At 43.4% G+C, this 13,512-nt stretch carries 7 protein-coding genes and 1 pseudogene; 1 reads left to right on the plus strand and 7 read right to left on the minus strand.

Features of this window, described 5'->3' with window-relative positions; translation table 11 throughout:
• The 7 genes and pseudogenes from AC2EXB_RS14815 to AC2EXB_RS14845 form a co-directional block, all read right to left on the minus strand.
• On the minus strand, positions 1–1,299 hold the full coding sequence (locus tag AC2EXB_RS14815) for a S1C family serine protease (RefSeq protein WP_483602159.1): 1,299 nt from the start codon (positions 1,297–1,299) through the stop codon (positions 1–3).
• Positions 1,300–1,462: 163 nt separating this feature from the next.
• The gene (locus AC2EXB_RS14820; protein ID WP_483602160.1) at positions 1,463–4,978 is read right to left on the minus strand and encodes a DUF6359 domain-containing protein; all 3,516 of its coding nucleotides are present in this window, start codon (positions 4,976–4,978) and stop codon (positions 1,463–1,465) included.
• A gap of 410 nt (positions 4,979–5,388) precedes the next feature.
• Positions 5,389–6,186 carry an endonuclease I family protein gene (locus AC2EXB_RS14825; protein ID WP_483604761.1) on the minus strand — a complete coding sequence of 266 codons (798 nt, stop codon included), beginning with the start codon at positions 6,184–6,186 and terminating at the stop codon, positions 5,389–5,391.
• A 780-nt stretch (positions 6,187–6,966) separates the two neighbouring features.
• A pseudogene (locus AC2EXB_RS14830) lies at positions 6,967–7,386 on the minus strand (lamin tail domain-containing protein); the annotation flags it as partial.
• 284 nt (positions 7,387–7,670) lie between these two features.
• Positions 7,671–7,994: a serpin family protein gene (locus tag AC2EXB_RS14835; protein WP_483602161.1), complete on the minus strand. Its 324-nt coding sequence runs from the start codon at positions 7,992–7,994 to the stop codon at positions 7,671–7,673.
• A gap of 223 nt (positions 7,995–8,217) precedes the next feature.
• Entirely contained in the window at positions 8,218–10,428 is a 2,211-nt protein-coding gene (locus AC2EXB_RS14840) for an S-layer homology domain-containing protein (RefSeq protein WP_483602162.1), read from the minus strand.
• Positions 10,429–10,716: 288 nt separating this feature from the next.
• Positions 10,717–10,992 (minus strand): excalibur calcium-binding domain-containing protein, encoded by a 276-nt coding sequence (locus AC2EXB_RS14845; RefSeq protein WP_483602163.1) that lies wholly within the window; start codon positions 10,990–10,992, stop codon positions 10,717–10,719.
• A 288-nt stretch (positions 10,993–11,280) separates the two neighbouring features.
• On the opposite strand from AC2EXB_RS14845, the gene AC2EXB_RS14850 reads away from it, so the two are divergent.
• Positions 11,281–13,137, plus strand: coding sequence for an LTA synthase family protein (locus tag AC2EXB_RS14850; protein ID WP_483602164.1), 1,857 nt, complete (start codon positions 11,281–11,283; stop codon positions 13,135–13,137).
• Positions 13,138–13,512: the final 375 nt, after the last annotated feature.

The raw sequence follows: 13,512 nt of genomic DNA on the forward strand, positions 1-13,512 counted from the left end.
TTATTTCATTTCAATGTTCTTGATCTGATAATCCCCATATCCATCGATCACCACGGTATAAATCGCTGTGTGCTCGATGGTTGAGGTCTCACCTGTTTCTTCATCGTGATAAGTCAGTGTAGCTCTCGCCTCGACAAGCGCCTCTTCCTCGCCAATTACGACACTTTTAATAGAAGGAACGACGGCATCGAATGTCCGCGTTTCGCTGCGGTTTGTCTCAACGAAGTTCTTGCCTTCTGCTGCTCCTTGGCTGTCCGGCAGCAAATACGACTCGTAGTACGCCAATTCCGGATCGTTCAACGAGTATGGCAGCAATTCATAATAAGCGGTGATAAAGTCGCGCAGGATGGTTTCTTCAAAGAAGGCATCTTTGACATCCGGCAGGACAATTTCCTCTTCTTCATACGTGATCGGGTCCGCTGCCCATGCGTTCAGCTGGTCCACAACTGTATACAGTGGAATGGCGTAGCCGATTTCCGGATTGTCTTCGAGGATGATCGAGTTGATGCCGAGTACTTTTTCGCTTTCCAAATCGATCAACGGGCCGCCGCTCGACCCTTTCTTCAATACGGCAGTCATTTCATACATATCTGTGTACTCGTAGCCGTCCGAGAAGCTTGCACCGGTTGCGGTGATTTCCCCTTCTGTGACGGTATTGCTGACGTCTCCGGGACTGCCGATCGCCACTACATCCGTTCCTGGCTCTGCAGGCGATGTCGCGATGCCCATCGGCTGTTTACCGGCCAGTTCTTCAACCCGCACCAATGCAATGTCTTCTGTTTCAGAAATTCCGGCAATCTGGCCACTGAACTCTTGGCCGTCGCTATTCTTCAAGACGATATACGACGCATCTCGCACGACGTGAGCGCTCGTCACGATATCGCCTTGTGTGTTATACAAGAAGCCAGATCCCTGCTCCAAATCCGTGTAGATCGTATAGACGTGCGCTTTTGCATTTGCGATCATCAACGAACTGTCTTTTTTTGGCGGGATGATGACGGTTTCCGTCTTCACCGGCTCTTCCGGTTTACTTTCCACTGCGTTTTCGACCGTGCCCTGCACGACTTCTTCCGGTGCTTCCAGTTCTTCGATTTCACTGACATCAAATCCCGTATACACCATTCCCGCGAAATCTTCTTTCAATGACGGTGCGGCATTCGATTTCGAATCCGGCGTAAAGGCTAAAAAGTAAACCCCGAGCCCGATCGCTGCCAATAAAACCAAAGACAATATACTAAGCAGCAATCGTCTATTGCGCGATTGGCTCTGCTGTTTGCGTTTTCCTGTTCGGTTATTCATCTATTCATTCAACTCGCTTCTGCTTTTCTCTTCCTATAATAGACGGCCCAAAAGCCATTTGGTTTCAATTCTTTCCTATTATAGCAAGTCGATTGTGCGGTTGCCAGAATCGGGCATAATAAAAACCAGTAGAGAAGAAAACTCTCTACTGGTTTTTATTCGTTTATTTTTTATTCCCTTTTCCAGGTTTATCATCTTTCATCTGGCCTTTGTTCGACACGGCTGTGTAGTTGCCGAATTCGTTGATGGAAATGGTGAAGCTATTTTTGTTCAGTTCACCTTGGAAGATCTTCCATTTGCCTTTTTGGTCTTCTTTCGCACCAAATACAACTTTCACATTGTGGTTCAAATCGAAAGCCAATTCGGCAGGCTGCTTCAATTTGACGGAGAGGTCTTTGCCTTCTTCATTGACAATGTTCAAATCGATTTGATCGGCAACCGTCGGGCGTTTGTCGACTTCCTCTTCTTCAGCATACGCAATTTCCAGTGTGAACGCTCCATCCGCTTTTTTCGCAAGTTCAACGATATTTGAAACTTGCAAAGTCAAATCAGCTGTTGGCATACCAACTACTAAGTCTTTGCGTGAAGCGATAAGTTCAGCCACGGTATTTTCATTGAATAAAATACTCAACTGGCCATCTTCATCTGCTTCTCCTGCAACCACTACTGCTTTTTTGCCGGAGTAATCTGGCTCTGCCACTTGTTCTCCTGGAACAACCGGCTGGCTAAGTTTCACTTGCATCAAGACCGGATCATGGTCAGAAGCGCGTCCGTGTTCTTCCATGAACATCGAGTTGATGTGAATCATATCGATTTCTGCACGGTCTCTCAAGTTCTTCGTCACCAGCATATGGTCCAGAACTTGTGAATTCCCTTGGTAATAGTAAGAATAACGGTCTTCTAACGGCACATCTTCGACTTTATTCGCCAAAATATCGCCTTTAAGTGCTTTAAGTGCCGGCGTAAATTCGAAATCGTTCATATCCCCTGCTACAATTACATTCAAATCAGGGTTTTGAGCTAAGCCTTCTTTAATGAAACCATTAATCGCTGTTGCCAATTCAATGCGTTCTGGTACAGAGCCAAGAACTGGCGGCTGATTCTTGCCGGATAGCGGCTGGTCTCCGCCTTTTGAATTTAAGTGAGCGCCAATAACGACTACTTTTTCGCCCTGGAATTCAAACTGGGCAGCAATCGGTTTACGAGTGTTCGGCATAGGAATCGGCTGCACACGGCCTGGGTTCAGTGCAAGTTCGCCGTTCAGCCATGAGTTCGTTTCTGTTGCTGATCCTTTTGTTCCTTCGGATAATTTAACACGGTCAGGATTGTAAAGGTAGCCGACACGGATATTCCCGCCAGGCTCCCCGCCATCCTGATTGTATTCAGGTGCAATATCAGTCCATTTGTATGTCGGACCGCCTGCAGCTTCAATGCCGCTGATCAGTCGTTCATAAGTTGCGGTTGCATCGCTGTTTCCTGTAGTTTTAGGACCATCGTTGTCCTGTACTTCCACCATCACGATGATATCTGGCGAGTTCAGATCTTCGACGAATGATTCTGCAATGCGCTCTGCTTTCTCATTTGACGTATGGCTTGGATCTGCTGAGAAATTCTCTACATTATAAGATGCTACGGTTAATTGATCTTCTTGTTTTTGGATCCAAGTTTGTTCTGGTGCCGTTCCACCGTCTACAAGTGCCGGAAGATCGCTTTCCTCCGCCCAGATCTTATAGTTGCCGAAGCCGTATCCCAGGACGCCGACTGGAGTTTCAGCAAACGAATCGCCGGATTTCGCGATAAATTGTTCATTATCCATATCAATGGAAATGCGTTCCGGATTGTAATCATCTTCTGAGATTAAAATGCCGCCCTGTTTATGGAAATCATTGTTTGTCGCATTTTTAGAAACCACAAATACTTCTCCATAGCTTTGCGGGCCCACAATTTGTGCATCAGCTACACCGACGCGCATCAATTCAAGCGATTCCCAGAAATCGATGCCATCAACATCTGGATTGAATTGAGTTAATCCATCCGTATCAATTTTCTTAGTTGGCGGGAAAACATCTTCCCCAATGACAATCGGTGCAGGAAGTTCCGCTATGCCGTTTTTCACTACATCGGTTGCGCGGATGCGTGTAATCGGCAGGTCGTTTGTTTTCATATCGGAATAGCCTTCTTGATTATGTTCTTCAACTGTTCCACTAATAGTTACCAAATCGCCGACTTTCAAACCGTTCGAAGCCTTATTAACCATAATCGCTTCTGAAGTCGTCAAATCGTCATCTGGGTTTGTGTCTTGAATAACAAAATTTGCTGAGTTGTAAAGATGCGTTACCACACCTGTAATTCCCGTAACTGTTGCATTCTGATAATCCGAGTAATGGCCATCGGCCTGGATATCACGGATTTTCAAATCTTTCGTTTTAAGGACCGTGTATTCGAACGAGAATACTTCTGAAGTCTCGTCTCCCACAGCAATCGCTTTAATCACTGTGTCTTTTGTCAATTCAATTGGGGCTGTGTATTTTGTGCTCGCTGGAGTTGGGTTTGAGCCATCCAACGTATAGTAGATGTCTGCATTTTCCCAGCCCGATTGAAGGGTAATTGCTGTTCCTTCTGAAACGACGCCTGGGAAGATATCTGCGTAAACTGCAGGTTTATTGACTAAATCAAAGCTTTCGCTGCCTAACGTTTTCACTTGGTACGATGTGTTGAATTTTGAAGCGATCCCCGTTACATGAATCAAATCGCCTTCTTTGTATTGCTTTGTGAATTGCTCGAAAGTCAATCCGTTGCGGTTATCATTGCGCACAACAACCGTTTCGCCATTTTCAGCCATTGCTGAAAATTCGAATGTCCCGAAATCGTTGACTGCTTTCAAACCTGTGATTGTCACATTTTGAAGTTCGATTCGTTCACTTTGCGTTTCTTCATTGACGCCTGCCGGAGTGATGCTCTGCAAGGCTGGCAGTTCGTTGTTTGAAGAAAGCTTCTCAACTGTATTCGGCTGCAATTGCAGTTCGCCCGAATACTCAGAAACGGAACCTGTCAAACGGACTTTGTCGCCAGGGCTCACATCCGCACTGTTTGTATAGACATAAATCCCAGCAGTTTCATCCTGGACGTAAAATGCATTGCCGCCCCAGAAACCTGTGCCAGTTGTCACAATGGCATCCACTTGGATCAATTCGCCTGCTGATATACGTGCCTCAGCAACCGAAGCTACAGGTGTCGCTTCTGGCGGAGTTTCGCCTTCAGATAGAATCGTGAAAGAAGTTGGTGATTTTAAGCCAGCTACCTGGAAGTAAGCTTCTAATTTACCGGTAATGGTAACTTCCGCTTTAAATAAAGAAGGGTTGTCCACCAAGTTTAGGCCTGAACGGATAGAACCCGACGGCAATTGAACCGGCAAAATCTTCGCAGGATTAGTTTCATCCGGTGAATCAGCTAATCCAAGATTCGTTGCTACTGTAAAAGGCGCTTCTTGGTCATAACTTGAACCGCTGATCGCTGTTCCAACAATAAACCCTTTCACAGTCTGAGTCCCTGTATTATTCGCAATCGCTTCTGCAACCGTAATCGGTTCAGCCGCTTTTGCAGTGGCCATATAAGGCAAAGCTGCTGACAGAACCAAAATTAGGCTCAAAAACAATTTAATCCATGCATTTTTTGTCAAACTCTTTCACTCCTTGGAATTTATTAGTCATACAAACCATATTATACAGAAGCAATGTAAGCGCTTCGTAAATTTTCTGTAACTATTCCAACTATTTGCCTTATTAGCATGTTTAATTGTTAATATCTAACATTTAGTGATCTAAAAGATTCAAAGAATTACATTTTTTTAAATTCCATGTTACTCTTGGTTTCGAAATGAATGTAGTTAAGCCTATAAAACCACGCTGCATATGCCCATGTACATTGGTTATAAAGATTCCCCTTATTAAAATGTGTTCTAGGAGAAACTGGACGCTAATTAAAGGAACTCAGCAGTGGTGAGTAACTCATATCAATTAATGAGCAACTCGCACTTCTCCCCAATTAAAAAAGCCCCACAAAGAAAACTCTCTGCAGGACTCTCCCATCTTAGCTCGCATCCCAAATTGACGCTGCCCATTCCGGGTGGTCGACAAACGGATTACGGTTGCCTTGAATGTCTTGAATTTTATCGTTGCGCTGGCGCTCCCAGTCGCTGACTGGGTCCTGCTCATGCCATTCAAGCAAAACAGACAATTTCCCGTGGTATGGCGCCGATCCGTTGTTCAATAGTTCGTTCAGCTCCAAATCAACTGCGTCGCCCGGCTCGTAGCGAACGGCCATGTAGAATAGCATGCGCGCTACATCACCTTTCACTCTATCCGGCGGCTCAAACGAATTCGCTGTTCGCAGACAGCCGTCACAGCCGCTCACTTTACTGCCGCCATAATCAAAATCAAGATTTCCGCGTGCGCCATTCACTTGCACATCTGTCGGACGCAAATGATGGATATCCGTTCCTGCGCCGCGTGATGTTCCAAAATTCCCGTGTGACTTCGCCCACGTGTGTTCCCGGTTCCAGTCGCCGACATTGCCGCCGTTCAACCCTTTCGAACGCGATTCTCCGCTATAAAGAAGGAGAACGTTGTTCGGATTGTTCGGGTCTTCATCCGTCACTTTCAACGCATCCCAAACCGCCGAGTAGCTCAGCTGATCATGGTCGTCGATGATTGCATGCAACTCATCTTTCAATGCATCGCCGCTCAAACCAGTAGCTGTTTCGTAATAGCTTCCCGTTGCTGGAACTTCTTCTGTTACCGTTACCGAGAACGATTGCGTGATGCTTTCTTTGCCATCAGTCGCCGTCACGCCGATAATATGGGAACCGGCCGGCAGATCCAATGTCAGGATAGAACCTTCTAAACTGCCTTTAGTGGAAGTAAAGGCGAGACTTTCCCCTTCCGGATCCGCGAAGTATTCCGTCAAGTCGTATTGCAAACTTTCCCCGCTTTTCACTTGTTCATTGCCAAATGCTTTCAGCACGACCGGCGCTTTGTTCTCTGCCGGCAAATGAGGCGAATTCATCGGCTGGCCAGCTGCGTCATAAAATTCGATTGCTTCATAATCCGCTCCGTTGGTAAACTCGATTGCCTTGACGTTTTCTGCCCCTCTAATTTGAGAAACTTTCTGGCCATCAACCACCACTTTCGCCACTTCGGTTCCTTTAAAGTCAAATATGGATTCAGCCCGTGCCGGACTCAATACCACTTTCACTTCTTTAAAGCCCATTCCGTGAAATTCAGCGTATTTTCCTTTTAAGTAAACCGCATCGGAAATCGCCGTTTTCCCTTCGAGCGTCAATGACACGCTTGGCTGGCCGATATTCAATTTCTTCTTGTTCAAGTTCTTATAATGAAGGAACTTTTGAGGTTGAATCGGTCCTATCCCTGGTGACGGTTCAGGATCTGGCGTTGGTTCCGGTGCTGGCTCAGGTTCTGGAGCCGGTGTTTCGCCGAATCCCGTCATGGTATGCGCCCCAAGGTGCTCGAACGTATCTACTGGATACGCAATCCATTCTTCCGCAGGATTAAATGCATCATCCACGATGCCGTCGCCCGCTTGGATATCAGGATTGCGGACCAGCGTAACATCTTTTGCATTTTCAATGCGCGTGCCGACTTGGCCAAAAGAATCGATCGGTGTGCCGTCTTTCTTCAGCACCAAAGCATCATCGCCATTAAAGTTGATGACGTTATTATTTTGTAGCTGCCCCTTGCTCTTGATGCCTTCAGCTGCCTGGCCATTGAAGATGACCACTATCTCTCCGCTAGCCACTGTTCCGGATAAATCCATCTCGCTTTGCACCGTTGTGCTGCCATTTGCATACAAAGCTAACGAGTAACTGCTTAAATCGATAGCATTTCCTGTGCCATTGTAAATTTCAATTGCTTTGTTCATGCTGCTGCCTTCAACGTACTCCGATATAAAAAGATCGCTTGCTGTTGTCGCCGCTTGAACCGGTGATTGCGATGTTGGCATCCAGAATCCTGCCGCCAACCCGATCGACAATAGGACTTTCACAGGCTTGCTCCATTTTCTTTTGGCCATTTGTGCTGTTCCTCCTCTGTTCTTCGTGTTCCTATTTTCCCCTCATCCCACCAATAAATATTGTAAATTATTTACTTTAAATAAAGTAAATTTACAATTTTAACTATTCTCTACTTACGACTTTAACCAACTCCTTTTCCTACGTCAACGCTATTTGGAAACTATTACATGAACTTAATAAAAGCAAAAAGCGCTGCAAAGGGAATTATCCTTACAGCGCTTCATCTTTTATTCTTCTGCCATCGGCTCTTCAATCGCTCCCATGAATAAGATCAATCCCGTTTTCATATCTTCAATCGTGATGAAAAATGGGCGGTCCATTTCATTTCGAAAGGCATTTCAGAGGATCCTGAAGTTTCTGCCATCTCTACTGAAGTTACAGCAGCCGCTTCTGTTCCTTTTTCATTTACATTCAGATATGTTTTTTGCTTGATTTCACTAAGTTGAATCGGCTCACTGCTTTCAACGCTCTTCGGAAAATCGGCTCCTGGGTCAAATGCCGACATAATTCCTAACTCCTTAAGTGGTTCCATCAGTCTCGCTTCGTATTCCAGCCGGATCTTTGGCAGCCTAATAAAGAATGCTAGAAGTCTAAATAAGGAGGTCATCTCTTAGCATAAGGATTGGCTTAAATATCAAATATCCCAGCACTCCCCATAAAAATACAAAAGCCACACCCTGAAAATGTTGAATTTCAAGGGTGTGGTTTTTTAAAAATTGTCTCCAGGACAGGGGCGCGATTTTCTAATTTGAAAGCCTCCTATCCAAATATCTGGTTAGGAGGCTTTCATAGAACTTAAAAATTATTTATATCATTTACTATGCCGCTTCTTATCTTCTTGTATAAATGGTCTTCCATGCTGAGAAAACCTTTGCAGCTTTTTCATCTTCAATTACCGTATCCACCGGAAGATTATATATAAAAGTTTCGAATTCAGCTTCACTTAATCGACCATTTTTATCAGTATCTGCTTCAGAAATATTAAGGAACGCTTCAAGATTCAAATCTCCAAAAGGCATTGCTTCATTCAATACCTTTAGTCTCCCGAAAGAAATATTTGTAAACTTAAATCGATCAATCGGTAGTTGTTGCATTTCAATTTTGGCATTAATTGTCCAAATCGTATTAATGAGCGCATCTCCGTAAAACGCTTGGAATGCTCTAAAAACTTCCGCTTCTTTCGAATTTCCTTCTAGAGTAGTAGAAGGCAAATTGCCAATATAAGACGCTACTTCATGTTCTTCAATTTTTCCGTTTCCATCTGTATCTTTAAACAAAACATTTATATCTAAGCCAACTTCTGGCAATGCCTTATCAAGATTTTTAAGTTTTTCTAAAGTAATCCCATTTAGGCTTAATTTTTCTATTTCTACTGTTGAAGGATACCCTTGAATCTTTTTATTTATCGATTCAATGACTTTATCCATTTCTTCTCTAGTTCCATAAATAGTCTGTAGCGCTTTAAGGACTTCTTTCTCTATTCCGTCCTCTTTAATAACATCTAGAGATAGTCCCCCAATGTATGAATTGAATTCTTCTTCAGTTATTTCGCCATCTCTATCCCAATCTGCTTTTGAAAATAATTCTTTCAAGTCAAATTCATTTGCTGATAATTTTTCATCGAGAGTAGTTAATGTATTATAAGAAACGTTTTCAAATACAAAATTTTGCATCGTAGGCATTTGGACTTTTAAAATAGCATTTAAAGAACTTTTAACCTTTGCAATTTCTTCGCGACTTGGTCCTGGATTAGGAACAGGAACGTTTGGAATCTCTGGCGTCGTAACAACTGCCTGGCCAGACGAATCCTTCACAACCACCCCAGCCGAAGCCTCTACTTTTCCAACAGAACCTTTAGGCGCATTCAATACCACGTTTTCAACTTTTACATTCAATTTTGCAATCGTTGCTGCAGCGTCCACTGTGATTTTCGCTGCCTGATTGACTTCAACCGAATCCACTTTTCCGATCAGCTTCACGTCACCGACTGTGTTAATGGAAACATCGCCTTTGATGGCGCCTTGTCCATGATTTTCAAAGCTTGTCCCGTCTGAGTCCTGAATATCTACGGCATTTAACGTACCTTTATTGTGGAAGGTATTTTCTTTAACATTTATGATAACCGCACTACCTGCGACTTCTACACCTTCACCTACTACGAAATCTGCTTTCGGAACATTAACCGTCAAGTTCCCTTGTAGCTTTCCGTCTGCTTTTGAAGAAACAAGGGAAATTTCTTTCTGTTCCTCAGCCATTTCGTATTTCAAATCTGCTGTAAGCGTTTTGCCGTTCAAATCCAATTGAAGGTAATGAGTGATCGTTGGCAATTCTTTAACCGCAACGTTTTCTGATAGTGTAATTTTGTTAATGGATTTTGATGCGATTGCCGCTTTTAACTCTGTTTCGTTTTTCACTGTGACAGAAGATGGAGCTGCTTCTTTTTGAAGATTTTCTAAGCGATGGATAAATACTGCAAATTCTCCGCGCGTAATCGGTTGCTGGGTACCGAAGGTTGTAGCCGTTTTGCCGCTTGTGATCTTGTTTTCCAATAACGCTGCAACAGCTGCTTCATAACGAGAGCCTACATCCGTTAGCGTCACTTTTGTCTTAGCGGCTGGAAGGCCATATGCTTTTACCAACATGAGCGCTGCTTCACCGCGTGTAAGTTCTTGGTTTACCGCAAAAGATGTCGCCGTTTTTCCATCAATAATCTTCGCCGCTTTTAAAGCATCTACATATGATTTTGCACGTGCGGGAACATCAGTGAAGCCAGAGTTCGGTACTTTTGTTGTGTCCAGCTCCAACGCTTTCGCTAACATGATAGCCGTATCCACTCGCTTTATTGACTTGCTTGTGCCAAAAGACGAAGCTGATAAACCTTCAGCGATTTGTTTTTCTACTAAAAATTCCACTGCCTCTTCGTATCGGTCCGATACATCTGAAAAGGACGCTGCGGAAGCAGGAATTGCGGCCGTTGTCACCAAAGCTGCAGCAATTGCAACTGTTGCAAATTTTTTATGGGATGATGATAAATAGTTCATGAGAGTTCCCCTGTCTTCTATGTATTTAACAAAACAAATGACTAGTCTTAATAAATCACTAAGTCTATATTTAATAGGCTTAAAGTTTGTAAATAAAATTATTCACTCGTGCTTGTTATACTATTATTTTAACAAAATATAGAAATTAAACAATACTTTCCTTCATTATTTAAAAATCACTTATACTTTCAGAATCTCAATTATCTATACTAAAAGCAGAAAAGCCCTTAACTGATGTTAACCAGTCAAGGACTTTTCTATAATTCTTCCAATTACCTAACAGATTCATTACCGCTCGCAAGCGATTTTATCTCCATCACGATCGCTTTTCTTATTAGCATCATATAAAGCTTGAGAAACGAACGGCTTGTATTTCGTTTTCCCGCCTTTGTTCACTGCTTTTGAAGAACGGGCAATGCCGCCTGTATAGACTTTATTGATCTCTTTGCAGTTCGCGAACGTCTTCACTTTTGTCCCTGCAGCATCTGCTTCCATCGGTGCTGCGCTAAATGTGAAGCTAAGCGCCATCATCAAGGATAAGATTGCAAAACTAAGTTTCTTCATTAAATGTCTCCTTCCTCCCGTTATCTTTCCCTTTGTACTTTTCACTCACCATATTTAAGCTTTACATTTCCCCCCTAAATATTGCTAGCTTCCATATTATAGCAGGCATGATCACACTCTACTATATCCTTAAACAATTTTTATCTTATTAGAAGAATATACCAAGTCCAACTAAGCCACTATTCTTTACGCATTTACTAGCAAAATGGCTTTCACTCTATTATTTCTGTATACTAAAAGATAATATTCTTAATATAAATTTTACAATTCTGTCAGAGGTGATGTTTCTTGAAGTTTCGTTTTAATTATAAAGGGGTCATCACAATCTTATTGACCTTGCTTTACTTTTATTTTCTTGTAAGAGGTATTGATACTTTTTTAAATGACAATCCCGAAGAACGGGCCACATGGAGAAGCGAACATTCGGAGGCTTTCTTTTTTAATATCATGATCGTCTTCAGTATCTTCATCTTGTTCTTAGGCATTTTCAACCGCTTCATTTTAAGTTTCATCTTAACTAATATTGTCGCGCTTTTCCTGGCAACCATGAGTTATTACAAATTCAGTTTCCTTGGTGAATTTCTCTACCCGTGGGACATGCTGCTGTACAATAATGTGTTGAATCTGTTGCCAAACCTCTATAAAGAAGTGAATATCAATCAAGTTTTATTGGTTGCTGGGTTAATCATCGCAGCTATCTCTGCGATTGTGGCGTTTATCGTCATCAAGAAACCAAAGCGTTTGATCCGTTTGAAGCCGTGGGTTCGCCTTCTGTTCGTCGGGATGGCTGTTGGCTACCTCAGCCTGTTCATTTTTTATCGTTCGATACCGGAAGTGAAAACATCACTTGAGCTTGCGGGCGTAACCAATCTGACGTTTGACCAAAATCGAAATTACAAGACGAACGGTTTTTTCGTCACTTTCCTATTGAATATGCAAAGTGCGATTGTCTTGCCGCCAAACGGCTATAGTGAGAAGAACATTTCGAAAATCATCGATGAGCTGGAGCCGGCAGAACCAAAAGTTCAGCCCGGCCTCGACAAGCAACCGAACATCATTTTTATCATGAGCGAAAGTTTTTGGGATCCGACGTCCATGGAAAATGTGGAATTTGGCACCGATCCAATGCCGACAGTACGTGAACATCAAAATGGCAAAATCCTGACATCGACTTTCGGAGGCGGCACCAGCAACGTGGAATTTGAAGCCTTGACTGGTTTCAGCAATATGTTCCTGCCCCCGGGTTCTGTGCCCTACCAGCAGTACATCCGGAATGAATTGCCGGCCATGCCCCGCTATTTAGCGGAACAAGGCTATCAAACAACGGCGATTCATCCGTATCCGAAATGGTTCTGGAATCGCGAAGAAGTTTATAAACACATAGGGTTCGATAAATTCATCGACATTGACGGCTTTGATGATCCTTTATACAAGGGGCCGTTCGTCAGTGATGAGCAAGTGACCAAAACGATTATCGAACAAACCGAACAAAGCGAAAAACCTGTCTTTACGTATGCAATCTCAATGCAAAACCACACCGGCTACAACCAAGACAAATACAAGGAATATGACGTCACCACACAGGCACCGCCGAGCGTCGATCCCGTTTTCAATTTACTGCTGCGCTCTTATACACAAGGCGTTTCAGATGCGGATTCCGCTTACAAGCAATTGCTCGATTACTACGAGACTTCCGACGAACCGACAATCGTCGTCTTTTTCGGAGACCATCTCCCGGCAATCGGCAATGACTACAAATTATTCAAGCAAGCCGACTTTGTCCCCCGCGGACCCGGCGAAGAAAATTGGGAACTTGAAGATTACGTGAAAATGCGTACGACGCCGTTAGCCATCTGGAACAACTACGGCGCCGAAGTGCCAGATCTCGGCACAGTCAGCCCATCATTCCTCGGGCCGACCGTATTCGACCTTGCCGGCATCGAAAAGCCGCTGTACTATTCTGTACTGGAAAATTTCAAGAACGAAATGCCTGGCTTTACATCCGATGTCAAAATCGACGCAGAAGGCAAACTGTACAAAGTCACTCCTGACGAAGTCGAACCCGAAAAACGGGACTACCAGCTGATCCAATACGACTTATTGTTCGGCGACCAGTATTCGAGAGAAAAACTGTTTGGGAAATAAAAGAAGAAAGAAGATTCCATCGAGTGATTTTTTCTCGGCGGAATCTTCTTTTTGTGTTCCTATGGAATTGCCGGTTAGCGCAAATTAGGATTTCTTCCAGAAGTATCTACTTTACCAGCACTTCCCATTTTCTCCCTGTCCTCCGCTCAATTATGAATACTTTCCCTCCTCCATAAACATACAAAAGCCAAACCCTGAAACCATTGAAGTTCCTGGGTGTGGCTTTGTTATCATGCATTTGTAATGAATAAACTAAATCTTTTCCCACACAGGGGCACGATTTATTATTGTAGTGAATTGTCGGAATTGTTCCTTTCCCTGGGAGGCGATTTTGTTAATTTTTCTCAGCAGGGTCTTCTTTTTTGTATTATTAAA

It is taken from the genome of Planococcus alkaliphilus, from assembly GCF_057031095.1.

Bases quoted from the DNA above. Each gene is read 5' to 3' on its own strand.
- AC2EXB_RS14845 (WP_483602163.1), bottom strand. From the start codon at position 10,992: ATGAAGAAACTTAGTTTTGCAATCTTATCCTTGATGATGGCGCTTAGC.
- AC2EXB_RS14835 (WP_483602161.1), bottom strand. From the start codon at position 7,994: ATGACCTCCTTATTTAGACTTCTAGCATTCTTTATTAGGCTGCCAAAG.
- AC2EXB_RS14840 (WP_483602162.1), bottom strand. From the start codon at position 10,428: ATGAACTATTTATCATCATCCCATAAAAAATTTGCAACAGTTGCAATT.
- AC2EXB_RS14815 (WP_483602159.1), bottom strand. From the start codon at position 1,299: ATGAATAACCGAACAGGAAAACGCAAACAGCAGAGCCAATCGCGCAAT.